Origin of the sequence: Burkholderia sp. BCC1996 (assembly GCF_905339955.1) — a bacterium.
Lineage (GTDB): Bacteria > Pseudomonadota > Gammaproteobacteria > Burkholderiales > Burkholderiaceae > Burkholderia.
Map to the genome: position 1 here is coordinate 324,633 of NZ_CAJPHM010000003.1, position 22,033 is coordinate 346,665.

Consider the following 22,033-nt stretch of genomic DNA (forward strand, 5'->3'; position numbering starts at 1 on the left):
CGCGGCGATACGGCATGCAATGCTTCGCATCCCGTATCAGCCGTCGTTGCTGCCGGTCAGATCGCCTGATCGGTGGACGGCTTTTCCCACAGATTGATGCCACCCTCGATCGCATGGCGATCGATCTCCGCGAGTTCGTCGGCCGAGAATTCGAGATTCTTCAGCGCGCCGACGTTTTCACGCACCTGCTCCGCACGGCTCGCGCCGATCAGTGCGGACGTCACGCGGCCATTGCGCAGCACCCACGCGAGCGCCATTTGCGCGAGGCTCTGCCCGCGCCGCTCGGCGATGCCGTTGAGCTTGCGCACGTGCTCGAGGTTCTCCGCGCTCAGGTGATCCTGCTTCAGCGAGCCGCCGCCCGGTTTGTTCACGCGTGCGTCGTCCGGCACGCCGTTCAGGTATTTCGACGTCAGCAGCCCCTGCGCGAGCGGCGTGAACGCGATGCTGCCCGTGCCGATCTCGTCGAGCGTGCCGAGCAGGTCCGGCTCGATCCAGCGGTTCAGCATGTTGTACGACGGCTGGTGGATCAGCAGCGGCACCTTGTATTGCGCGAGCAGTTCGGCCATCTCGCGCGTCTTCGCGGCCGAGTACGACGAGATGCCGATATACAGCGCCTTGCCCTGCTGCACGGCCGATGCGAGCGCGCCGGCGGTTTCCTCGAGCGGCGTGTGCGCGTCGAAGCGGTGCGAATAGAAGATGTCGACGTAGTCGAGGCCCATGCGCTGCAGGCTCTGGTCAAGGCTCGCGAGCACGTACTTGCGCGACCCGCCGCCGCTGCCGTACGGCCCCGGCCACATGTCCCACCCGGCCTTCGTCGAGATCAGCAGCTCGTCGCGGTACGGCCGGAAATCTTCCTTCAGCAGCCGGCCGAAGTTGGTTTCGGCGCTGCCGTACGGCGGCCCGTAGTTGTTCGCGAGGTCGAAGTGATTGATGCCGAGGTCGAACGCGGTGCGCAGGATCTCGCGCTGCGTCGCGATCGGCGTCGAGTCGCCGAAGTTGTGCCACAGGCCGAGCGACAGGGCGGGCAGTTTGAGCCCGGATTTGCCGCAGGTGCGGTATTGCATGTCGGCATAACGTTCGGAAGCTGCTTCGTAGGCCATGAGTCGGTTCCGTCAGGACGTCGGGGAAGGGACGCGCGCCGCGCGCGAACATCACGCGCCGGCGGCGAAGGAAACATACGACGGCTATGGTAGCGAACGTGGCCGATGCGCGCACGGCAATGGACGCGGCCGCGCGCGTCGCCTACACTGCGGCGTCTCGAATCACCGTTACAGCGAGGTTGGTATGTCCCGGGTCATCTCGGTTGCGCTGCTCGTCGGCGGCGTCGTGCTGCTGTATTTCGGCGGCCAGTCGTTCCATTCGATCAACGACAACGTGTCGCGCTTCTTCACCGGCTCGCCCGCCACGAAAACGATCCTGCTGATCGCCGGCGGCGCCGTCGCGATGCTGATCGGCCTGATCGGCCTCGCAATGCCGGCCAACAAGCGCTGATCACGCAGCCGCGCGACGCACGACGACGTGCCCGCCTCGCGCGATGCGGGCCGCACAAAACGCAACGGGCGGCCAGGCCGCCCGTTTCTTCATCCGCTCACGCGGCCGCGCGCCGCATCGAATCATCGACGCGGCTGCAGCGCCGCCCGAACCGCTGCTAGAACTGCACTTCCGGCTTCGCCGCCGAACGCGTGCCCGGCACTGGCCGGTTGCTCACGCCGTGATACGTGTAGACGAGCGAGAACTTCACCTGGTCGGAGCGGTTCTGCCCCGCCGAATGCAGCGTGTTGCAGTGGAAAAACACGACGTCGCCCGTCTGGAGCGGCGGGCAGGTTGCCGCGTCGATCATCTTGCGGTTTTCCGGCAGGTCGCTGCGGAAGAACTTCGCGTCGTCGAACGCTTCCGGCCCGAATTCGGCCGTGTGCGAGCCCGGCACCAGCCAAAGCGCCCCGTTTTCATTCGTTTCCGGGCCGAGCGCGAGCCACACCGACACCATGTCCGCGCGTTCGAACGACCAGTAGCGGAAGTCGCGATGCCAGCCCGTCAGGCTGCCGTACGCCGGATGCTTCGTCATCATGCAGTTGTGATGCGCGCGCGACAGCACCGGCTGCTCGCCAAAGTACTCGCGCATCCACGCGCCGATTTCCGGCGCGATCGCGCGCTCGGCGAACGCCGGATCGCGCGTGTAGGCGTCCAGCAGCCGCCGCACCGTATGCCCGCCCGGCGCATGCTTCGACTCGGGCGCGCCCGGGTAGCGCAAATCCGCCTCGAACTCGATCGGCTCCGCCGCTTCCTGCAACTGGCGCGCCGCGATCCGCTTGAGCGTCGCGCACTGCGCTTCGCCGACGAGGCCGCGCGCGACGACGAAGCCGCGTTCGCGCAATTCCGCGACTTGCGCGCGGATCGATTCCGACTGCAATGAAGACGACATGGGATGCCAGACGTTTATTGTGTGAATGTGACGATTGTAAATCGGCGCCGGATGCCGCGAACAGCGCCATTGTCGTACGCAGGGGCATGCCAATCGCCGATTTGATCTGGCTCAAGGGAACTGTGCGGCGCGGCGCGAGCCTCAGCGACAGGCGGTATGCGACGACACGCTTGCGGCACAAGGGTTTATCGCGACTTTTGCACGTCATGAAACCCCGGTAGCCTGTCGCGGCCTGTCAATTCTGGCGGGCGCGGCGCGCAACGACTTTCGGTAAGATCCGTTGCGCCATCCGAGGCCGTTCATACCAGTGCGCTCTTCAAGGGCGCCATCCATACAAGCGAAGCATCGTTCACATGCCATTCCGTCTGACTTCCCGTCTCAGCCGCGCTGCGAAGCGCGTCGTGCCGTCCGCTCCCGCCCGCCCGCTGCGCCATCACCGCGCGCGCACGCAGGCGCTCGCCGAGCACACGCACGCGCACAGCCGGCTGGACGGCATCCGCGCGTGGTTCCACGCGTTCTTCTCGATGATGAGCGCACAGGCGTTCGCCCGCCGCGCCGGCCTGCGCTCGCTGCTGCAGAAGCCGTCGTCGCTGCGCGCGCTCGCGCTGCGCCGCACGCTGGGCCCGCAGCGCCGCGTCAATCGCCCGCGCCGCCTCGCGGCGAGCAACGGCTGGTTCGGGTTCGGCGCACGCTGAAGCCGAGCCGGCGGCACGCTGCCCGCCACGATCGTCGCGCGCGCGTCATTCCGCCGGCGCGCGACGCGCATAAAAAAACCCCGGCATGCCGGGGTTTTTCGTTTCAGGCGGACGACGCTTATGCGACGCGTGCCGTCGGCTCCACGCCAGCTGCTTCGGCCAGCGCGAGTGCCTTGTCGGTTGCTTCCCACGAGAATTCCGGCTCGTCGCGGCCGAAGTGGCCGTAAGCGGCCGTCTTCTCGTAGATCGGGCGCAACAGGTCGAGCATCTTGATGATGCCCTTCGGACGCAGGTCGAAATGCTCGCGCACGAGCTTCGTGATCACCGCATCCGACACGCGGCCCGTGCCGAACGTGTTGACCATCACCGAGGTCGGCTCGGCAACGCCGATCGCGTACGACACCTGGATCAGCGCGCGCGACGCGAGGCCTGCCGCGACGATGTTCTTCGCGACGTAACGGCCGGCATACGCTGCCGAACGGTCGACCTTCGACGGATCCTTGCCCGAGAACGCGCCGCCGCCGTGCGGTGCGGCACCGCCGTAGGTATCGACGATGATCTTGCGACCCGTCAGGCCGCAGTCGCCCTGCGGGCCACCGATCACGAACCGGCCGGTCGGGTTCACCAGGAACTTGATGTCGCCCTTGATCAGGTCGGCCGGCAGCGTCGGCTTGATGATTTCCTCGATCACGGCTTCGCGCAGCGCCGGCAGCTCGATGTCCGGTGCGTGCTGCGTCGACAGCACGACGGTGTCGATCGAATCGGGCTTGCCGTCGACGTAGCGGACCGTGACCTGCGACTTCGCGTCCGGGCGCAGCCACTGCAGGCGGCCGTCGCGGCGCAGGCTGGCCTGGCGCTCGACGAGACGGTGCGACAGGTAGATCGGCAGCGGCATCAGTTCCGGCGTTTCGTCGCATGCGTAACCGAACATCAGGCCCTGGTCGCCCGCGCCTTGATCGAGGTTGTCGTCATGCGCGCGGTCGACGCCTTGCGCGATGTCCGGCGACTGCTTGTCGTACGCGACGAGCACCGCGCAACCCTTGTAGTCGATGCCGTAGTCGGTGTTGTCGTAGCCGATGCGCTTGATGGTGTCGCGCGCGATCTGGATGTAGTCGATGTTGGCCGTCGTGGTGATTTCACCGGCCAGCACGACGAGACCCGTGTTGCACAGCGTTTCGGCCGCAACGCGGGAGTATTTGTCCTGCTCGAGGATGGCGTCGAGAATCGCGTCCGAGATTTGGTCCGCGACCTTGTCCGGATGGCCTTCGGAGACGGATTCGGACGTGAAGAGATAATCGTTTGCCACTTTTTCAGGCTCCTGTGTGGTTACGGTGGGTTTCACGTAGCCAGCTTCGTTGGCCTGAAGCGGCGACGCTTTAGCGGATTACCAGGACCGGGCAGCGCGCTTCGCGCCAGCCGGCTTCGCCCCGCAAGTTGTCAGTTAACTCGGCGAAGCCCGTATTATAGCGGCTTTCGTGAATTGTCACAGAGCGCCACACGTGCTGCATCGTCCGCTGTCCTACCCCCCTGTTCGCAACGCGCCGGCCAGCCGGCCCCACGGAGATTCCGCATGCTAGGCCGCCTCGGCACGCACCTCGCCATCGGCTTGCTGAAGCTGCTCGCCCTGCTGCCGTACGGTCTGACCGCACGGTTCGGCGACGGCCTCGGCTGGCTGCTGTACCAGATTCCCAGCCGGCGAAAGCGCATCGTACATACCAATCTGAAACTCTGCTTCCCCGACTGGAGCGACGAACGGCGCGAGGAAGTGGCGGGCCGGCATTTCCGCCACGCGATCCGCAGCTACGTCGAGCGCAGCGTCCAGTGGTTCGGCTCCGAGCGCAAGCTCGCGAAACTGATCCAGGTCGACAGCGCGGTCGATCTCACGGACCCCGATCTGCCCCCGACGCTGTTCCTGGGCCTGCATTTCGTCGGCATCGAAGCCGGCTCGATCTGGCTGAATCGTTCGCTGCAGCGCCGTTGCGGATCGCTGTACCAGCCGTTCTCGAATGCGATACTCGAGGAAGAAGCGAAGAAGGCGCGCGGGCGTTTCGACGCCGAGATGGTCGGCCGCGCGGACAGCGCGCGCGTCGTGCTGCGCTGGCTGCGCGACCGCAAGCCGGTGATGCTCGGCGCCGACATGGACTACGGGCTGCGCAATTCGACGTTCGTACCCTTCTTCGGCGTGCCCGCGTGCACGCTGACGGCCGTCGGCCGGCTCGCGAAGACGGGCCGCGCGCAGGTCGTGCCGTTCATCGGCGAAGTGCTGCCGAACTACCAGGGTTACCGGCTGAAGGTGTTCAAGCCGTGGGATCACTACCCGACCGGCGACGACGATCTCGACGCGCGGCGGATGAACGAATTCCTCGAAGAGCAGATTCCGCTGATGCCCGAGCAGTATTACTGGGTGCACAAGCGCTTCAAGACGCGCCCGCCCGGCGAGCCGAGCCTCTACTGAGTCGAACCGCGGGCGCGTCGTCAGATGCGCGCCTGCACCCTCGCCACCTTCGGCGCGCCTTTCGCGCGCGCCTGCCAGAGATCGTAGGCCGACTGCTGCGCCAGCCACAGATCCGCCTTCCCGCCGTTTTCCTCGCCCAGCCACGCTTCGAGACGCAGCGCCATTTCAGGCGAGATGCCGGCATGGCCGTGCAGGATGCGCGACAGCGCCGCGCGCGTGACGCCGAGCTGCGCGGCGGCTTCGGTGACGGTCAGGCCGAGCGCCGGCAAGACGTCGTCGCGCAGCGCCTCGCCCGGATGGGGCGGATTGAAGATGCGAGTCATGGCGTTGAATGACCTCAGTGATAGTCTTGATAGTTGACCAGGACGACATCCGGGCCCTCGAATCTGAACGTCAGGCGCCAGTTGACGCTCACGCTCACCGAGCAGTAACCCTCCAGCCCGCCGGCGAGGCCATGCAGGCGCCAGCCGGGTACGTTCATGTCTAACGGCTGGCTCGCCATGTCGAGACGGGCAAGCTGGCGCCGCAACCTCGGCGCATGATCCGGCCGGATGCCAGCCTTGCTCCCGTTCGTGAAAAACGCTTCCAGCCCCTTGTGCTGCCATGACTTGATCATGGGCCTCCCACACTCGAGTGCGATTCGATGGCATGGCCCACATGGCGTATAGCCAGACTATACGAATCGCCTGATTGATTTGTCAATTTGACCGGTACGAAAACAGGCACGCGGCAAAATCCCGTGCACTGGCAACGCCGGGCAGCATGCCGCCGGATTCACCTGTCCCGACAACGCTCGCCACATCGCACCACCTCAATCTGCCGGCTCGGTGCCCACGTGACCAGTCAGCCGATCGGCCGGCATCGCCGCGCTCCGCCCCCCGAACGACGGCCGGCGCCCCGCCCGCGCAGGACGCCCCTGTCGGCTGCATGTATCATTTGCGGTTGAGATCAGCACGACGAACGACGCCGCCCGGCATGACGGCGCGCCGCGTCCGTCGTGCCGGCCGCCCTGTTCGCCATGGAATTCCGGACCCAGTGAAACTCTCGTTCACCAAGATGCACGGCGCGGGCAACGACTTCGTCGTGCTCGACAGCTATTCGCGCGCGCTGCCGCCGCTCACCGAGGCGCAGGTGCGCGCGCTCGCCAACCGACACTTCGGCATCGGCGCCGACCAGTTGCTGCTCGTCGAGAAACCGACCGTCGACGGCGCGGATTTCAAGTACCGGATCTTCAATTGCGACGGCGGCGAAGTCGAACACTGCGGCAACGGCGCGCGCTGCTTCGTGAAGTTCGTCAGCGACCGCGGCCTGACCGACAAGCGCAGCGTGCGCGTGCAGGTGATGAAGGGCCTGATCACGTTGACGATGCAGGACAACGGCGAAGTCGTCGTCGACATGGGCGCGCCCGTGTTTGCGCCGGCGGAGGTGCCGTTCGACGCCGCGGGGCTCGACGGCCGGACGGAAGGCAACGACACGCTGTGGCCGCTCGACGTCGGCGGCCACACGCGCTGGATCTCGACGGTGTCGATGGGCAACCCGCACGCGGTGCAGGTCGTCGACGACGTCGAAGCGTATCCGGTGCTCGACGAAGGCCCGCTGATCGAGCGCCACGCCCGCTTCCCGCAGCGCGTGAACGCCGGCTTCATGCAGATCGTGTCGCGCAGCGAGGTGAAGCTGCGCGTGTACGAACGCGGCGCGGGCGAGACGCTCGCATGCGGCACCGGCGCGTGCGCGGCGGTGGCGGCCGGCATCCGGCGCGGCCTGCTCGATTCGCCGGTGACCGTGCACACGCATGGCGGCACGCTGACGATCGGCTGGGGCGGCGCGCGCGACGAAGCCGCCGCGCTGATGATGTCCGGACCCGCCACGACCGTGTTCGAAGGCGAGATCGACCTGAACGTCTGACCCTTCAACGTCCCGATAACCGAAGAACGCTCCAGCCACATGAACGATCGCGAAGTCGCCGACTACCTGCTCGCCAATCCCGAATTCTTCGCGCAACATGCGGAATTGCTCGCGACGATCCGTCTCGCGAACCCGCACGGCAAGGCCGCGATCTCGCTGCAGGAGCGGCAGATGGAGATGCTGCGCGACAAGAACAAGCATCTCGAGCGCCGGCTCGCCGAGCTCGTGCGCTACGGCCACGAGAACGACAGCCTGTCCGCGAAGTTCAGCCGCTGGACCGCGCGCGTGATCGCGGAACGCGACCCGTACGCGCTGCCGCGCACAATCGCCGAAGGCATCGCCGACGTGTTCGACGTGCCACAAACCGCGCTGCGCGTATGGGACGTCGCCGACACCTACGCGCAGGCCGATTTCGCGCGCCAGGTCGGCGAGGAAGTGCGCCTCTTCACGAACGGGCTGTCGACGCCGTACTGCGGCGCGAACACCGGATTCGAAGCGGCCCAGTGGCTCGCGCCCGCGCTCGCGGCGCCGGCCGCGAACGCGGCGGAAGGCGCCGAAGCCGCGCCGGCCGGCGACGGCGCGGCCACGTCGGTCGCGCTGCTCGCGCTGCGTGCGCCGCTCGGCGGCACCGATGCGCCCGCGTTCGGCCTGCTCGTGCTCGGCTCGCCCGATCCGCGCCGCTTCCACGACGGGATGGCGACCGACTTCCTCGCGCAGATCGCGACGCTCGCGAGCGCCGCGCTCACGCGCCTGCTGCCGCATTGAGATCGCTCCCGCGATGACCGACGATCCGATCGCCGCCTACCTGTCGAACCTGAAACACGTCAGGCAGCTGTCGGAACACACGCTGCGTGCGTACACGCACGAACTCGACGAACTGAAGAAACTCGCCGCCGGCCGCCCGCTCGACGCGCTGACGGCCGCCGACATGCGCGGCGCGGTCGTGCGCGCGCACGCGGGCGGCTTGTCCGCTCGCTCGATCTCGCACCGGCTTTCCGCATGGCGTGCGTTCTATCGCTGGCTCGCGCAGCGCATCGAGATGCCCGCGAATCCCGTTGCCGGGGTGCGCGCGCCCAAACGCGAGAAATCGCTGCCCAAGGCGCTGTCGGTCGACGATGCGGTCGCACTCATGGATACGCCGCTCGCCGGCACGACCGAAGGCATCCGCGATCACGCGATCCTCGAGCTGTTCTATTCGTCCGGGCTGCGCCTCGCGGAGCTGGTCGGGCTCGACGTCATGTACACGCAGGCCGACGGCTACCGCTCGGCCGGCTGGCTCGACCTCGCCGAAGCTGAAGTCACCGTGCGCGGCAAGGGCAACAAGGAACGCAAGGTGCCGGTCGGCCGCAAGGCGATCGAGGCGCTGAACGCGTGGCTCGCGGTGCGCGGCGAATTCGTGAAGCACGATCCGCATCCGCTGTTCGTGTCCGTGCGCGGCAACCGGATGGCGCCGGGCGTCGTGCGCGACCGCGTGAAGCGCGCGGCGCTGGCCGCGGGCATCCCCGCCAACGTCCATCCGCACGTGCTGCGCCATTCGTTCGCGACGCACGTGCTGCAGTCGAGCGGCGACCTGCGCGCGGTGCAGGAGCTGCTGGGCCACGCGAGCGTCGCCGCGACGCAGGTCTACACGTCGCTCGACTTCCAGCATCTCGCGAAAATTTACGACAGCGCGCATCCGCGCGCGAAGAAGCGCGACTGACGCGCGTTCCGCCCTACCCGCCGCGCGCGGCGGCCGGCAACGGCCGGCGCCGTCCGCGGCCCCAATCGATCCGATCATGCAAACCGTCACACTCAGACCGTCCAAGGAAAAATCGCTGCTGCGCCGGCATCCGTGGATCTACGCCAATGCGATCGATCGCGTCGACGGCACGCCCGCCCCCGGCGCGACCGTGGTCGTGCGCGCGCACGACGGCCGCTTCCTCGCGCGCGGCGCGTACAGCCCGCAGTCGCAGATCCGCGTGCGCGTGTGGAGCTTCGACGAGAACGAGCCGATCGATCACGCCTTCTTCAAGCGCCGCGTGCAGCGCGCGGTCGCGCACCGCACGACGATGGTGTCGGGCACGGGCGCGGTGCGGCTCGTGTTCGGCGAAGCCGACGGGCTGCCGGGGCTGATCGTCGACTACTACGTCGCGGACACGGCCGAGTCGGGCGCCGCGCCGCGCGGCCAGCTCGTGTGCCAGTTCATGGCCGCGGGCGTCGAGGCATGGAAGGATGCGATCGTCGCGGCGCTCAGCGGCGCGACCGGCTGCCCGAACGTGTACGAACGCTCGGACGTGTCGATCCGCGACAAGGAAGGGCTCGCGCAGACGACCGGCGTGCTCGCCGGCGACGCGCCGCCCGCGACGCTGATCGCGAACGAAAACGGCGTGCGTTATCACGTCGACGTGCCGAACGGCCACAAGACCGGCTTCTACGTCGACCAGCGCGACAACCGCGCGCTCGTCGCGCAATACGCGGACGGCCGCGACGTACTGAACTGCTTCTGCTACACGGGCGGCTTCTCGCTCGCGGCGCTCAAGGGCGGCGCGAAACGCGTCGTGTCGATCGATTCGTCGGGCGACGCGCTCGCGCTCGCGCAGCAGAACGTCGTCGCGAACGGTTTCGATCCCGACCGCGCGACCTGGCTCGACGCGGACGCGTTCAAGACGCTGCGCCGCCTCGTCGACGAAGGCGAGCGCTTCGACCTGATCGTGCTCGATCCGCCGAAGTTCGCGCCGACCCGCGACAGCGTCGATCGCGCGTCGCGCGCCTACAAGGACATCAACCTGAGCGGCTTCAGGCTGCTGCGTCCGGGCGGCCTGCTGTTCACGTACTCGTGCTCGGGCGCGATCGACATGGACCTGTTCCAGAAGATCGTCGCGGGCGCGGCCGCCGACGCGAAGGTCGACGCGCGGATCCTGAAGCGGCTCGGCGCGGGCGTCGATCACCCGCTGCTCGCCGCGTTCCCGGAAGGCGAATATCTGAAGGGCCTGCTGTTGCAAATCGTCTGATCGCCCCGATCTAGACGCACACCCGTTCGCCGGCCGTTCGTGCGCTGGCGGAACCGCGCTCCCGCCTATCGTCCGGACGACGGGCGAGGGCTTGACAGGTATGTTTCAATGGATGGTTGTGCGCCCCGGCTCGCGAGTCGACGGCGCGACGCACACATCCTGGTTTTGACCCCGATTCACGAACCACAGGCGACCGACATGGCCACTCCCGTCACCATCCTCACCGGCTTCCTCGGCAGCGGCAAGACGACGCTGCTCAAGCGCATCCTGAACGAACAGCACGGCATGAAGATCGCCGTGATCGAGAACGAGTTCGGCGAAGAGAACATCGACAACGAGATCCTCGTCCAGGACACGAACGAGCAGATCATCCAGATGAGCAACGGCTGCATCTGCTGCACGATCCGCGGCGACCTCGCCCGCGCGCTCGGCGATCTCGCCGCGAAGAAGCGCGAAGGCAAGCTCGACTTCGACCGCATCGTGATCGAGACGACCGGCCTCGCGAACCCGGGCCCCGTCGCACAGACCTTCTTCATCGACAGCGAGATCGCCGACGATTTCCTGCTCGACGCCGTCATCACGCTGGTCGACGCGAAGCATGCGAACGCGCAGCTCGACGAACACGAAGTGGTGCAGCGCCAGGTCGGCTTCGCCGATCGCCTGTTCATCACGAAGTCGGACCTCGTCGACGACCAGGCCGTCGCGGCGCTCAAGCACCGCCTGATGCACATGAACCCGAAGGCGACGATCAAGGTCGTGAATTTTGGCGAAGCCGACATCAAGGAAATCTTCGACCTGCGCGGCTTCAACCTGAACGCGAAGCTCGAGATCGACCCGGACTTCCTCGCCGAGGACGACCACGCGCACCATCACCACGATCACGACCATGATCACGATCACGCGGATTGCGACCACGATCACGGTCAATGCGCGCACGATCACGCCCACGGCCATCACCATCACGCGCACCACGACGACAAGATCAAGTCGTTCGTGTACCGCAACGATCGCCCGTTCGACCCGAACAAGCTGGAGGATTTCCTCGGCGGCATCCTGCAGATCTATGGGGAACGGATGTTGCGCTACAAGGGCGTGCTGTACATGAAGGGCGTCGACCGCAAGGTCGTGTTCCAGGGCGTGCACCAGATGATGGGCAGCGACCTCGCCGCGAAGTGGCTGCCGGTCGAGAAGAAGACCAACAAGATGGTGTTCATCGGCGTCGACCTGCCGCAGGACCTGATCACCGACGGCCTCGACGCCTGCCTCGCCTGAGCGGTCGGGCCGGCGTCGCAGGCCTTCCGTGCGGCCGCCTTCGCGGGCGGCCGCGGCGCTTGCGGGGTGCCGTTTCCGGGCAGGGTTTCGCCGTCATCGCTTTTTCGCGATTTGCGCGTTATATTTTCTAGATATTGGCGCAGCCGACGGGGATCGACCCGATACGGCGCCCGCTTGCGATTCAGTTACAATACGTGCCCGCTGGAGTACGGCAATAACAGGCCCGGTTCTTGCAGAACCAATACCCGGGCATCGCAACCGCGCCGGATCGCCCATCCGCCACCCGGCCGCGGCCGATGCGATCTGCCGCGCAGTACCGGTTCGCCGCGCGCGCAAATCCGCGCCAGGCCTGTCCTGGTATTTGAGAACCGGTTTTCCAGAGGCTTTCGGCCCCGCGGCGGCAAATCGCAAATGATTGCAAGCGGCAGTTGCGGGTAATCCCAAAGTGCAGGCACTATCTCCTGATTTGCCGCACATTGAAGAAGCAAGCAGATGACGAAGAAACTCTTGACCGAAGCCGAAATCCTGAAGATGAGCGACAAGGATTACATGAATGAGGATCAGCTCGCCTTCTTCAAAAATCGGCTCGAACAGTTGCAGGCGGACATCCTCAAGAACGCAGGCCAGACGACCGAGAACCTGCGCGAGACGGTGATCGTCCCCGATCCCGCCGACCGCGCGACGATCGAGGAAGAGCACGCGCTCGAGCTGCGCACACGCGATCGCGAGCGCAAGCTCCTCAAGAAGGTTCAGCAGTCGCTCGCCCGCATCGATTCCGGCGACTACGGCTGGTGCGAGGAAACCGGCGAACCGATCGGCATCCCGCGCCTGCTCGCGCGTCCGACGGCCACGCTGTCGCTCGAGGCGCAAGAGCGCCGCGAGCTGCGCCAGAAGCTGTTCGGCGACTGATCGAGCGGCGTTCCGCTCCGACACGCTGCTTCCCGAAAGCGCGCGGCCTGCCGCGCGCTTTTTGTTTTTCCGGCACCGGTTCCCGGCCCGCCGGCCGATTTGCGTCCCCCTCTTGATATCCCGGCGCCCGCCCTAAAATGAAACGGACGCGCGCCGGGCCGCTCCCCGGCGCACTGCGGATTCACGCGGCGGCGCGTCGCGCCGCCCGACTCTTCCCCGTTTTTCTCAAGGAACGCAGATGGAGCAATTTCACGGCACGACCATCGTTTCGGTCCGGCGCGGCGACAAGGTCGCGCTCGGCGGCGACGGCCAGGTAACCCTCGGCAACATCGTCATGAAGGGTGGCGCGCGGAAAGTGCGGCGGATCTACAACAACCAGGTACTGGTCGGATTCGCGGGCGGCACCGCCGATGCGTTCTCGCTGCTCGATCGCTTCGAGGCGAAGCTCGAGAAGCACCAGGGCAACCTGACCCGCGCGGCCGTCGAGCTCGCGAAGGACTGGCGCACCGACCGGATGCTGCGCCGCCTCGAGGCGATGCTGATCACCGCTGATGCGACCACCACGCTCGTGATCACCGGCAACGGCGACGTGCTCGACCCGGAAGGCGGCATCTGCGCGATCGGTTCGGGCGGCGCCTATGCGCAGGCCGCGGCCCGCGCGCTCGCGGAGAACACCGAGCTGTCGCCGCGCGAGATCGTCGAGAAGTCGCTCGAGATCGCCGGCGACATGTGCATCTACACGAACCACAACCGCATCATCGAAACGATCGAGTAAGGACCGCCCCATGAGCACCATGACCCCTGCCGAGATCGTCTCGGAACTCGACAAGCACATCATCGGCCAGGCCAAGGCGAAGAAGGCCGTCGCGGTCGCGCTGCGCAACCGCTGGCGCCGCCAGCAGGTCGCCGACCCGCTGCGCCAGGAAATCACGCCGAAGAACATCCTGATGATCGGGCCGACGGGCGTCGGCAAGACCGAAATCGCACGACGCCTCGCGAAGCTCGCCGACGCGCCGTTCATCAAGATCGAAGCGACCAAGTTCACCGAAGTCGGCTACGTCGGCCGCGACGTCGACAGCATCGTGCGCGACCTGATCGAGATCTCGGTCAAGCAGACGCGCGAATCCGAGATGCGCAAGGTGCGCAGCAAGGCCACCGACCAGGCGGAAGATCGCATCCTCGACATCCTGCTGCCGCAGCCGCGCGCGGTGGGCTTCGGCGGCAATGCCGACCACGCGAACGACGACAACAACGCGACGCGCCAGACCTTCCGCAAGCGCCTGCGCGAAGGCCAGCTCGACGACAAGGAAGTCGAGCTCGACCTCGAGCAGCCGTCGGCCGGCATGGACATCATGGCGCCGCCGGGAATGGAAGAGATGACCGAGCAGATCCGCTCGATGTTCTCGAACCTCGGCAGCGGCAAGAAGCAGCGCCGCAAGGTGAAGATCAAGGAGGCGCTGAAGCTGCTGACCGACGAGGAAGCGGCGAAGATGCTCAACGACGAGGAAGTGAAGACGAAGGCCGTGCAGAACGTCGAGCAGAACGGCATCGTGTTCCTCGACGAGATCGACAAGATCACGTCGCGCAACAACGAAGGCAGCGGCGGCGAAGTGTCGCGCCAGGGCGTGCAGCGCGACCTGCTGCCGCTCGTCGAGGGCACGACGGTCAACACGAAGTACGGGATGGTGAAGACCGATCACATCCTGTTCATCGCGAGCGGCGCATTCCACCTCGCGAAGCCGAGCGACCTGATTCCCGAACTGCAGGGCCGCTTCCCGATCCGCGTCGAGCTCGACTCGCTGTCGGTGAAGGATTTCGAGGCAATCCTCGTCGCGACCGATGCCAGCCTCGTCAAACAGTACCAGGCGCTGCTCGCCACTGAAGACGTGCAGCTCGAGTTCGCCGAAGACGGCATCCGCCGCCTGGCCGAGATCGCGTACGCGGTCAACGAGAAGACCGAGAACATCGGTGCGCGCCGGCTCTACACGGTGATCGAGAAGCTGCTCGAGGAAGTGTCGTTCTCGGCCGGCAACCACGCCGGCGAGCGCGTGACGATCGACGCGCAGTATGTCGACCGTGCGCTCGGCGAAGTGTCGCAGGACGAAGACCTGTCGCGCTACGTGCTGTAACGCGCGCGGGGGCGAATGCGAAACGGGCGGCTCCTTCGGGGCCGCCCGTTTTCGTTGGGGGCGGCCGGCCGCTGCCGCCGCGCCGCTTACTGCCGCACCGGCTTCTTCGCGAGCTTGCGCTGCAGCGTGCGACGGTGCATGTTCAGCGCGCGCGCGGTTGCCGAAATGTTGTTGTTGTTCTCCGCGAGCACGCGCTGGATGTGCTCCCATTCGAGCCGGTCGACCGACAGCACGACCGGATTCTCGAGCGCCTCGTCGGCCTGCACTTCGCTCGCGTTGGTCTGCAGCGCGGCCAGGATCGACTCGATGTTCGCCGGCTTCGCGAGATAGTTGTCGGCGCCTTCCTTCACGGCCTGCACGGCGGTCGCGATGCTCGCGTAGCCGGTCAGCACGAGAATCCGCGCGTCGGGCTGCAGGTCGCACAGCGGCGCGATCAGGCTCAGCCCCGAATCGTCGCCGAGATGCAGGTCGACGGTGATGAACTGGAACTTGCCGCCGGCCGCGAGCCGCAGCGCCGCCTCCTTGTCGTGCGCCTGCTGGACCGCGTAGCCGCGGCGCTCGAGGCCGCGCGCGAGCGTGCCCGCGAACACCTCGTTGTCGTCGATCACCAGGAAATTGTTCTCGCTCATGTGGTTTCTCCGTCTACGTGTTGGTTGAGGCGGCCGGCGCCGTGACGCGCGCCACCGGCAGGCGCAGCACCGCGCGGGTGCCGCGGCCGGTGACGCCAGCCGGGCGGCTGTCCGGCGCGGCTGCCGCTCGTTCGCTCGCGCGCTGGCCCGACGCAGCAGCGGCGTGACCGTTCGCACCGCCACCCGCGCGCCCGTTGCCGCCCGCCGCGCGCGGCGTGACATCGGACAGCTCGACCTCGCCGCCGAGGCGCGCAGCCGCGCTGAACGCAAGATACAGGCCGACCCCGTGCCCGCCCTGCGTGCTGTCGACCGGCATCGCGCCGAGCGATTCGCGCAATGCGGCCGGAATGCCGGGGCCGTCGTCGCATACTTCGAATTCGATCTGGTCGCCCGCCCGGTCGTTGTGCGCGAGCTTCGCGGCCAGCGTCACGCGGTGCGGGCTCGCCCGCGCGGCATTGTCGAGCAGGATCGTCAGGATCTGGCCGGCCGCCACCGTGTCGTCGAGCGCGACGCCTGACGGGCGCGCACCCAGCAGCTCGAACTGCACGTGCGGATGCCGCAGGCGCCAGTGCTCGACGAACGTGTCGAGCCAGTCATCCACCGGCTGGCGGCTCGCCGGCGCGCTCGCGCGACTGCGCAGCCGCGCGAGCGCCGACGTGCAGAGCGTCATCTGTTCTTCCAGCACCTTCAGGTCGCCCTCGTAACGCGCGAGCCCCGGATCGGCGCGTGCCGCGTCGCGCAGTTCCTCCGCGAGCATCGCGATCGTCGACAGCGGCGTGCCCATCTCGTGCGCGACGGTGGCCGCCTGCACGCCGAGCGCGACCGCCCGCTCGTCGCGCAGCAGGTGCGCCTGCGCCTCGCCGAGCGCCGCATCGCGCTGGCGCAGCGCGTTCGACATGCGCGCGACGAACCATGCGATCAGCCCGACGCTGACCATGAAGTTCGCCCACATCCCGGTGCGGTAGTAGTCGAACAGGTTCGCCGGGTTATCCATGTTGAGCGGCACCGAATCGAAGCCGAGCGCCGCATAGCACGCGACCGCGAACGCCGCGAGCCAGATCATCAGGTGCCACGGCAGCACGGCCGCCGCGATCGCGAGCGACGGCAGGTACAGCGACACGAACGGGTTGGTCGTGCCGCCCGACAGGAACAGCAGCGCCGACAATGCGCCGAGGTCGACCCACAGCTGGCCGAGCAGCTCGAAATTGGTCTCGGGCCGCGCGCGCAGCACGCGCACCCAGGTCAGCGCGTTGAAAACGATTTCGAGCGCGATGACCATCAGCATCGCCGGCAGCGGCAGATGCACGCCGAAATAGGTCTGCACGACGCCGATCGTCACGAGCTGGCCGATGATCGCGAGATTGCGCAGCCAGAACAGGTGACTGAGGTTGACGCGCCCGGTGGTGGTGATTCGTTGCATCCGAGCAGTTTACCCGTTTAGCGCCCGGCGCCTCTACCGGGGGCCGGATCGGTGAGGACGAACGGAGCACCGGGCGAGCCGGCGTCGCATCGGGTTGCACGGGCCGGCAACCGTCAGCCGGCCGCACCGGCCATGCGTTGCGCGATCTCGTCGGCGAGGCACTCCGGACAGCGGCAACGCGTACCGGCTGCCGGCGGCGCGCCGCCGGGCACGGCCGGCATCGACGCACACCAGCACTCGAACGGCTGCGTGCCGGCGCCGCAGTCGAAGCCGCGCCCGCAGTGCGGGCAACGCGCTCGGCGCGGGGTCGAACGGGCGGCGGCGGCGGAATCGGTCATGGCTCAAGCGTGAAAGCGGGCATGCACGTCGCCCTACGCGACAAGCATAGCGCGGCGGACGGATTTTGCACGTCTGCCGTCCGGCCGATGCGTGCCGCCGACACCGCCGCACGCGGCGGGCGTCGCCCGGCTCGCGCCGCTGGCGCGGAGCCCGCCGCGGGGGCCGGCTCAGAGCCGGCTCAGAGCCCGGCGCAGGGTTCGGCCGCAGGGTCCGGCGCCATGGCCGGCGGGCCGCCGCGCGTGGCGCCGGGCCCGCGCGATCGGCCGTCCGGCCAGCCCAAAAACCCGATGCTGCGCTGCGCCACTCCTGTACAATTCGCCCTGTTTCAACCGTTCCCAGCCAGAGCCGCCGCCATGTCCGAGCCCATCGACCTCTCGCAGATCGCCCCCACGCTGAAGGCAGAAATCCTCGCCGAGGCGCTGCCGTACATCCGCCGCTACCACGGCAAGACCGTGGTGATCAAATACGGCGGCAACGCGATGACGGAAGAGCGGCTCAAGCAGGGTTTCGCGCGCGACGTGATCCTGCTGAAACTGGTCGGCATCAATCCGGTGATCGTCCACGGCGGCGGTCCGCAGATCGATCATGCGCTGAAGAAGATCGGCAAGGCCGGCACCTTCATCCAGGGCATGCGCGTCACCGACGAAGAAACGATGGAAGTCGTCGAATGGGTGCTGGGCGGCGAAGTCCAGCAGGACATCGTGATGCTGATCAACCACTTCGGCGGCCATGCGGTGGGCCTGACGGGCAAGGACGGCGGCCTGATCCATGCTCGCAAGCTGCTGATGCCGGACCGCGACAATCCGGGCCAGTACATCGACATCGGCCAGGTCGGCGAAGTCGAGGCGATCAACCCGGCGGTCGTGAAGGCGCTGCAGGACGACGCGTTCATCCCGGTGATCTCGCCGATCGGCTTCGGCGAGGACGGCCTCTCGTACAACATCAACGCCGATCTGGTCGCGGGCAAGCTCGCCACGGTGCTGAACGCCGAGAAGCTGCTGATGATGACCAACATCCCTGGCGTGATGGACAAGGACGGCAACCTGCTGACCGACCTGTCGGCGCGCGAGATCGACGCGCTGTTCGAGGACGGCACGATCTCGGGCGGCATGCTGCCGAAGATCTCGTCGGCGCTCGACGCGGCGAAGAGCGGCGTGAAGTCGGTGCACATCGTCGACGGCCGCATCGAGCACTCGGTGCTGCTGGAAATCCTGACCGAGCAGCCGTTCGGCACGATGATCCGCTCGCATTGAGCGCGCGCCGCAAAACCACCGGTCCCGACCTGCCGGCGTCGCTGCGACGCCGGCGCATCTCCCGCAGCCGGCCGCGCGCCGGCTCGCCTGTCTGGCTGTTCGATCTCGACAACACGCTTCATCACGCATCGCACGCGATCTTCCCGGAGATCAACCGCGCGATGACGCAATACATCATCGACACGCTCCACGTCGGCCGCGTCGAAGCCGATCGCCTGCGCACCGGCTACACGCAGCGCTACGGCGCCGCGCTCCTCGGCCTTGCGCGCCATCATCCGATCGATCCGAACGACTTCCTGCGGGTCGTGCACACGTTTTCCGACCTGCCCGCGATGCTGCGCGCCGAGCGCGGCCTCGCGCGTATCATCGCCGCGCTGCCGGGCCGCAAGTTCGTGCTGACCAACGCGCCCGAGAACTACGCGCGCGCGGTGCTGCGCGAGCTGCGCATCGAACGGCTGTTCGAGCGCGTGATCGCGATCGAGCACATGCGAGACCGGCGTGCGTGGCGCGCAAAGCCCGATCACACGATGCTGCGCCGCACGCTGCGCGCCGCGCACGCGCGGCTCGCCGACGCGATCCTCGTCGAGGATACCCGCAGCCACCTGAAGCGCTACAAGCGCCTCGGCATCGGCACCGTATGGATCACGGGCCACCTGCCGGGTCATCTGCCGAACATCGGCCGGCCGCATTATGTCGACCAGCGCATTCGTTCGTTAAAATCGCTGCGACTGGGCACACGATCGGGGCGACAAAAATGCAGCCGACTTACCCGCAGGACCAAGCCGTAACGGAAGACCAGGCCACGCCGTCCCGCCCGCGCCCGAAGCCGGGCGAGCGGCGCGTGATGATCCTGCAGACGCTCGCCGCGATGCTGGAGGCGCCGAAGCCCGAAAAAATCACGACGGCCTCGCTCGCGGCCCGGCTCGACGTGTCGGAAGCCGCGCTGTACCGGCACTTCTCCAGCAAGGCGAAGATGTACGAAGGGCTGATCGAGTTCATCGAGCAGGCGCTGTTCGGCCTCGTCAACCAGATCGTCGCGAAGGAGCCGAACGGCGTGCTGCAGGCACGCACGATCGCGCTGACGATGCTCAATTTCGCCGCGAAGAACCCCGGCATGACGCGCGTGCTGACCGGCGAGGCGCTGGTCGGCGAGGACGAGCGGCTCACCGAGCGCGTGAACCAGCTCGTCGACCGAATCGAGGCGACCGTCAAGCAGTGCCTGCGGGTCGCGCGCACCGAATCCCAGGCGCCCGACGGCGCGGCGCCGTTCGTGCTGCCGGCCGATTACGATCCCGCCGCGCGCGCAAGCCTGCTCGTCAGCTATGTGATCGGCCGGTGGCATCGCTTTGCAAAAGGCGGGTTCCAGAAGCCGCCCGGGGAACAGGCCGATGCGCATTTGCGGCTGATTCTGCATTGACGCGCGCTTCCATCCGACTCGGCACGACCGGACAAGTGAGCCAGCGCTTCTCGATATCGGCCAGCCTCCGCGTGGAAGGAAACCTGTCCGACTACTCGGTGGTCACGGGGCAATTCACGGCAAAGTACCGCTGCTGGTAACGGGCCAGCGGGCCGCACGCCCCGATGCAATCCGCCTCCGGCGGAATTCCGCTATACTTTGCCGACTTGCCGCCCCCTTGGCGGCAGGCCGGAAGCGCGCCGATTTGCTGACTCGATTGCGGGCGCGCGAACCGGCCGGGGCCTTGACGCGTCGATGCGTCGTTCCCCCGGCGGTTCACTACAAATGCGGCTAAAGAGGTCGTCAGCCGCGCACCTTCGACTCCGCGCCTCGCCGACACCATTTAGCCGCCCAGTCATATGGCATAAGGCGGAACGAATGGAATCGATCGGCATCGTCGCTCCACAGACCATGCACTTCGCCGAACCGCTGCGCTTGCAAAGCGGCAGCGTGATCGGCAACTATCAGCTCGTCGTCGAGACGTACGGCGAGCTCAACGCCGCGCGCTCGAACGCGGTGCTCGTCTGCCACGCGCTCAACGCGTCGCACCACGTCGCCGGCATCTACGCGGACGATCCGCGCAGCACCGGCTGGTGGGACAACATGGTCGGCCCCGGCAAGCCGCTCGACACCAACCGCTTCTTCGTGATCGGCGTGAACAATCTCGGGTCGTGTTTCGGCTCGACCGGCCCGATGAGCATCGATCCGTCGACCGGCAAACCGTACGGCGCGCGCTTCCCCGTCGTCACCGTCGAGGACTGGGTGCACGCGCAGGCGCGCGTCGCCGACGCGTTCGGCATCGAGCGCTTCGCCGCCGTGATGGGCGGCAGCCTCGGCGGGATGCAGGCGCTCGCGTGGAGCCTGATGTATCCGGAGCGCGTCGCGCACTGCATCGACATCGCGTCGACACCGAAGCTGTCCGCGCAGAACATCGCGTTCAACGAGGTCGCACGCTCGGCGATCCTGTCCGATCCCGACTTCCACGGCGGCGACTACTACGCGCACGGCGTGAAGCCGAAGCGCGGCCTGCGCGTCGCGCGGATGATCGGCCACATCACGTACCTGTCCGACGACGACATGGCCGAGAAATTCGGCCGTGCGCTGCGCCGCGCGGACGGCGCGCTCGACGCGTACAACTTCAGCTTCGACGTGGAGTTCGAGGTCGAGTCGTACCTGCGCTATCAGGGCGACAAGTTCGCCGACTACTTCGACGCGAACACCTACCTGCTGATCACGCGCGCGCTCGACTACTTCGATCCGGCGAAGGCGTTCGACGGCAACCTGACGGCCGCGCTCGCGCACACGCAGGCGAAATACCTGATCGCGAGCTTCTCGACCGACTGGCGCTTCGCGCCGGCGCGTTCGCGCGAGATCGTGAAGGCGCTGCTCGACAACAAGCGCACGGTCAGCTACGCGGAAATCGACGCGCCGCACGGCCACGACGCGTTCCTGCTCGACGACGCGCGCTATCACAACCTGCTCCGCGCGTATTACGAACGAATCGCCATCGAGGTGGGGGCATGAACCAGCAAGCACTGAATTCCCTGTCCGCCCGCGCGGACTTCCGCGCGATCGCCCGCTGGGTCGAACCGCGCGCGACCGTGCTCGACCTCGGCTGCGGCGACGGCTCGCTGCTGTCGCTGCTGTCGGAAGAACTCGACGTGTCCGGCTACGGGATCGAACTGAACGACGCGGGCGTGCTCGCCAGCGCGAAGAACGGGATCAACGTGATCCAGCAGAACCTCGAGGACGGCCTGCGCCTGTTCGAGGATCACAGCTTCGATTTCGCGATCCTGTCGCAAACCCTTCAGACGATCCACCAGACGGCCGCGATCCTGCGCGAAACCGCGCGCGTCGGACGCGAATGCATCGTGTCGTTCCCGAACTTCGGCTACTGGGCGCACCGGTTGTCGGTGCTGCGCGGCCGGATGCCGGTGTCGAAGTCGCTGCCTTACCAGTGGCACAACACGCCGAACGTCCGGGTGCTGACGATCAAGGATTTCGAGGCGCTCGCGCCCGAAGTCGGCGTCACGATCCTCGACCGCATCGTGCTGCACGAAGGCCAGCCGATTCGATGGGGAGCGAACTGGCGTGGTAGTCTTGCTGTCTATCGCGTCAAGCGCAGCTGAGCCGGGGGGCCGTTGACGGACGCCGACGGC

General features: G+C 67.1%; 24 protein-coding genes. 16 read left to right on the forward strand and 8 right to left on the reverse strand.

Going from position 1 to position 22,033, the window contains the following annotated elements; all coding sequences use genetic code 11:
• Window positions 1-56: 56 nt before the first annotated feature.
• Window positions 57-1,100, reverse strand: a complete 1,044-nt coding sequence (gene mgrA, locus U4Z64_RS05720) for an L-glyceraldehyde 3-phosphate reductase (RefSeq protein WP_124486683.1) — start codon at window positions 1,098-1,100, stop codon at window positions 57-59.
• Between the two features lie 184 nt (window positions 1,101-1,284).
• Between mgrA and U4Z64_RS05725 the strand changes: the two genes are divergently transcribed.
• Window positions 1,285-1,491, forward strand: a complete 207-nt coding sequence (locus U4Z64_RS05725; RefSeq protein ID WP_044847854.1) for a DUF3185 family protein — start codon at window positions 1,285-1,287, stop codon at window positions 1,489-1,491.
• Between the two features lie 157 nt (window positions 1,492-1,648).
• On the opposite strand, the gene U4Z64_RS05730 is transcribed toward U4Z64_RS05725, so the two are convergent.
• The gene (locus U4Z64_RS05730; protein ID WP_124486684.1) at window positions 1,649-2,422 is read right to left on the reverse strand and encodes a phytanoyl-CoA dioxygenase family protein; all 774 of its coding nucleotides are present in this window, start codon (window positions 2,420-2,422) and stop codon (window positions 1,649-1,651) included.
• Window positions 2,423-2,775: 353 nt separating this feature from the next.
• On the opposite strand from U4Z64_RS05730, the gene U4Z64_RS05735 reads away from it, so the two are divergent.
• Entirely contained in the window at window positions 2,776-3,117 is a 342-nt protein-coding gene (locus U4Z64_RS05735; protein WP_044847852.1) for a hypothetical protein, read from the forward strand.
• A gap of 118 nt (window positions 3,118-3,235) precedes the next feature.
• Here the strand turns inward: U4Z64_RS05735 and metK are convergent, their stop codons facing one another.
• On the reverse strand, window positions 3,236-4,423 hold the full coding sequence (metK, locus tag U4Z64_RS05740; RefSeq protein WP_044847851.1) for a methionine adenosyltransferase: 1,188 nt from the start codon (window positions 4,421-4,423) through the stop codon (window positions 3,236-3,238).
• A gap of 264 nt (window positions 4,424-4,687) precedes the next feature.
• Between metK and lpxL the strand changes: the two genes are divergently transcribed.
• Window positions 4,688-5,572, forward strand: coding sequence for a lauroyl acyltransferase LpxL (lpxL, locus tag U4Z64_RS05745; RefSeq protein ID WP_044847850.1), 885 nt, complete (start codon window positions 4,688-4,690; stop codon window positions 5,570-5,572).
• Between the two features lie 20 nt (window positions 5,573-5,592).
• On the opposite strand, the gene U4Z64_RS05750 is transcribed toward lpxL, so the two are convergent.
• Both U4Z64_RS05750 and U4Z64_RS05755 read right to left on the reverse strand, forming a co-directional pair.
• Complete coding sequence (locus U4Z64_RS05750; RefSeq protein WP_044847849.1) at window positions 5,593-5,895, reverse strand: HigA family addiction module antitoxin; 303 nt, start codon at window positions 5,893-5,895, stop codon at window positions 5,593-5,595.
• A 14-nt stretch (window positions 5,896-5,909) separates the two neighbouring features.
• The gene (locus U4Z64_RS05755; RefSeq protein ID WP_321819440.1) at window positions 5,910-6,188 is read right to left on the reverse strand and encodes a type II toxin-antitoxin system RelE/ParE family toxin; all 279 of its coding nucleotides are present in this window, start codon (window positions 6,186-6,188) and stop codon (window positions 5,910-5,912) included.
• Window positions 6,189-6,607: 419 nt separating this feature from the next.
• Here U4Z64_RS05755 and dapF point away from each other — a divergent pair, with 419 nt between their 5' ends.
• From dapF to hslU, 8 genes are all read left to right on the forward strand, one after another.
• Window positions 6,608-7,477, forward strand: coding sequence for a diaminopimelate epimerase (dapF, locus tag U4Z64_RS05760; RefSeq protein ID WP_124486686.1), 870 nt, complete (start codon window positions 6,608-6,610; stop codon window positions 7,475-7,477).
• 39 nt (window positions 7,478-7,516) lie between these two features.
• Window positions 7,517-8,242: a DUF484 family protein gene (locus tag U4Z64_RS05765; RefSeq protein ID WP_124486687.1), complete on the forward strand. Its 726-nt coding sequence runs from the start codon at window positions 7,517-7,519 to the stop codon at window positions 8,240-8,242.
• A gap of 13 nt (window positions 8,243-8,255) precedes the next feature.
• Window positions 8,256-9,176: a tyrosine recombinase XerC gene (gene xerC, locus U4Z64_RS05770; protein WP_044847845.1), complete on the forward strand. Its 921-nt coding sequence runs from the start codon at window positions 8,256-8,258 to the stop codon at window positions 9,174-9,176.
• A gap of 76 nt (window positions 9,177-9,252) precedes the next feature.
• Window positions 9,253-10,467: a class I SAM-dependent rRNA methyltransferase gene (locus U4Z64_RS05775; protein WP_321819441.1), complete on the forward strand. Its 1,215-nt coding sequence runs from the start codon at window positions 9,253-9,255 to the stop codon at window positions 10,465-10,467.
• A 198-nt stretch (window positions 10,468-10,665) separates the two neighbouring features.
• Complete coding sequence (locus tag U4Z64_RS05780; RefSeq protein ID WP_321810946.1) at window positions 10,666-11,739, forward strand: GTP-binding protein; 1,074 nt, start codon at window positions 10,666-10,668, stop codon at window positions 11,737-11,739.
• Window positions 11,740-12,231: 492 nt separating this feature from the next.
• Window positions 12,232-12,648 carry an RNA polymerase-binding protein DksA gene (gene dksA, locus U4Z64_RS05785; RefSeq protein WP_006477498.1) on the forward strand — a complete coding sequence of 139 codons (417 nt, stop codon included), beginning with the start codon at window positions 12,232-12,234 and terminating at the stop codon, window positions 12,646-12,648.
• 238 nt (window positions 12,649-12,886) lie between these two features.
• The gene (hslV, locus tag U4Z64_RS05790; RefSeq protein ID WP_006760749.1) at window positions 12,887-13,423 is read left to right on the forward strand and encodes an ATP-dependent protease subunit HslV; all 537 of its coding nucleotides are present in this window, start codon (window positions 12,887-12,889) and stop codon (window positions 13,421-13,423) included.
• 10 nt (window positions 13,424-13,433) lie between these two features.
• Complete coding sequence (hslU, locus tag U4Z64_RS05795) at window positions 13,434-14,777, forward strand: ATP-dependent protease ATPase subunit HslU (protein ID WP_044847842.1); 1,344 nt, start codon at window positions 13,434-13,436, stop codon at window positions 14,775-14,777.
• Between the two features lie 86 nt (window positions 14,778-14,863).
• Here the strand turns inward: hslU and U4Z64_RS05800 are convergent, their stop codons facing one another.
• From U4Z64_RS05800 to U4Z64_RS05810, 3 genes are all read right to left on the reverse strand, one after another.
• The gene (locus U4Z64_RS05800) at window positions 14,864-15,406 is read right to left on the reverse strand and encodes a response regulator transcription factor (protein WP_044847841.1); all 543 of its coding nucleotides are present in this window, start codon (window positions 15,404-15,406) and stop codon (window positions 14,864-14,866) included.
• A gap of 13 nt (window positions 15,407-15,419) precedes the next feature.
• Window positions 15,420-16,826 carry an ATP-binding protein gene (locus U4Z64_RS05805; RefSeq protein WP_044847840.1) on the reverse strand — a complete coding sequence of 469 codons (1,407 nt, stop codon included), beginning with the start codon at window positions 16,824-16,826 and terminating at the stop codon, window positions 15,420-15,422.
• Between the two features lie 113 nt (window positions 16,827-16,939).
• Entirely contained in the window at window positions 16,940-17,164 is a 225-nt protein-coding gene (locus U4Z64_RS05810) for a cysteine-rich CWC family protein (RefSeq protein WP_044847839.1), read from the reverse strand.
• A 354-nt stretch (window positions 17,165-17,518) separates the two neighbouring features.
• Here U4Z64_RS05810 and argB point away from each other — a divergent pair, with 354 nt between their 5' ends.
• From argB to metW, 5 genes are all read left to right on the forward strand, one after another.
• Window positions 17,519-18,418 (forward strand): acetylglutamate kinase, encoded by a 900-nt coding sequence (gene argB, locus U4Z64_RS05815; protein WP_006490510.1) that lies wholly within the window; start codon window positions 17,519-17,521, stop codon window positions 18,416-18,418.
• Entirely contained in the window at window positions 18,415-19,206 is a 792-nt protein-coding gene (locus tag U4Z64_RS05820) for an HAD-IA family hydrolase (protein WP_044847838.1), read from the forward strand. The genes argB and U4Z64_RS05820 overlap by 4 nt, the downstream gene beginning before the upstream one ends.
• The gene (gene slmA / locus U4Z64_RS05825; RefSeq protein WP_321819442.1) at window positions 19,173-19,835 is read left to right on the forward strand and encodes a nucleoid occlusion factor SlmA; all 663 of its coding nucleotides are present in this window, start codon (window positions 19,173-19,175) and stop codon (window positions 19,833-19,835) included. Before U4Z64_RS05820 ends, slmA begins: the two co-directional genes overlap by 34 nt.
• Window positions 19,836-20,252: 417 nt before the next feature.
• Window positions 20,253-21,398, forward strand: coding sequence for a homoserine O-succinyltransferase MetX (metX, locus tag U4Z64_RS05830; protein WP_321819443.1), 1,146 nt, complete (start codon window positions 20,253-20,255; stop codon window positions 21,396-21,398).
• On the forward strand, window positions 21,395-22,003 hold the full coding sequence (gene metW, locus U4Z64_RS05835; RefSeq protein WP_044847830.1) for a methionine biosynthesis protein MetW: 609 nt from the start codon (window positions 21,395-21,397) through the stop codon (window positions 22,001-22,003). The genes metX and metW overlap by 4 nt, the downstream gene beginning before the upstream one ends.
• Window positions 22,004-22,033: the final 30 nt, after the last annotated feature.

Bases quoted from the DNA above. Each gene is read 5' to 3' on its own strand.
- mgrA (WP_124486683.1), bottom strand. From the start codon at position 1,100: ATGGCCTACGAAGCAGCTTCCGAACGTTATGCCGACATGCAATACCGC.
- U4Z64_RS05725 (WP_044847854.1), top strand. From the start codon at position 1,285: ATGTCCCGGGTCATCTCGGTTGCGCTGCTCGTCGGCGGCGTCGTGCTG.
- U4Z64_RS05730 (WP_124486684.1), bottom strand. From the start codon at position 2,422: ATGTCGTCTTCATTGCAGTCGGAATCGATCCGCGCGCAAGTCGCGGAA.
- U4Z64_RS05735 (WP_044847852.1), top strand. From the start codon at position 2,776: ATGCCATTCCGTCTGACTTCCCGTCTCAGCCGCGCTGCGAAGCGCGTC.
- lpxL (WP_044847850.1), top strand. From the start codon at position 4,688: ATGCTAGGCCGCCTCGGCACGCACCTCGCCATCGGCTTGCTGAAGCTG.
- U4Z64_RS05750 (WP_044847849.1), bottom strand. From the start codon at position 5,895: ATGACTCGCATCTTCAATCCGCCCCATCCGGGCGAGGCGCTGCGCGAC.
- U4Z64_RS05755 (WP_321819440.1), bottom strand. From the start codon at position 6,188: ATGATCAAGTCATGGCAGCACAAGGGGCTGGAAGCGTTTTTCACGAAC.
- U4Z64_RS05765 (WP_124486687.1), top strand. From the start codon at position 7,517: ATGAACGATCGCGAAGTCGCCGACTACCTGCTCGCCAATCCCGAATTC.
- xerC (WP_044847845.1), top strand. From the start codon at position 8,256: ATGACCGACGATCCGATCGCCGCCTACCTGTCGAACCTGAAACACGTC.
- U4Z64_RS05775 (WP_321819441.1), top strand. From the start codon at position 9,253: ATGCAAACCGTCACACTCAGACCGTCCAAGGAAAAATCGCTGCTGCGC.
- U4Z64_RS05780 (WP_321810946.1), top strand. From the start codon at position 10,666: ATGGCCACTCCCGTCACCATCCTCACCGGCTTCCTCGGCAGCGGCAAG.
- dksA (WP_006477498.1), top strand. From the start codon at position 12,232: ATGACGAAGAAACTCTTGACCGAAGCCGAAATCCTGAAGATGAGCGAC.
- hslV (WP_006760749.1), top strand. From the start codon at position 12,887: ATGGAGCAATTTCACGGCACGACCATCGTTTCGGTCCGGCGCGGCGAC.
- hslU (WP_044847842.1), top strand. From the start codon at position 13,434: ATGAGCACCATGACCCCTGCCGAGATCGTCTCGGAACTCGACAAGCAC.
- U4Z64_RS05800 (WP_044847841.1), bottom strand. From the start codon at position 15,406: ATGAGCGAGAACAATTTCCTGGTGATCGACGACAACGAGGTGTTCGCG.
- U4Z64_RS05805 (WP_044847840.1), bottom strand. From the start codon at position 16,826: ATGCAACGAATCACCACCACCGGGCGCGTCAACCTCAGTCACCTGTTC.
- U4Z64_RS05810 (WP_044847839.1), bottom strand. From the start codon at position 17,164: ATGACCGATTCCGCCGCCGCCGCCCGTTCGACCCCGCGCCGAGCGCGT.
- argB (WP_006490510.1), top strand. From the start codon at position 17,519: ATGTCCGAGCCCATCGACCTCTCGCAGATCGCCCCCACGCTGAAGGCA.
- slmA (WP_321819442.1), top strand. From the start codon at position 19,173: ATGCAGCCGACTTACCCGCAGGACCAAGCCGTAACGGAAGACCAGGCC.
- metX (WP_321819443.1), top strand. From the start codon at position 20,253: ATGGAATCGATCGGCATCGTCGCTCCACAGACCATGCACTTCGCCGAA.
- metW (WP_044847830.1), top strand. From the start codon at position 21,395: ATGAACCAGCAAGCACTGAATTCCCTGTCCGCCCGCGCGGACTTCCGC.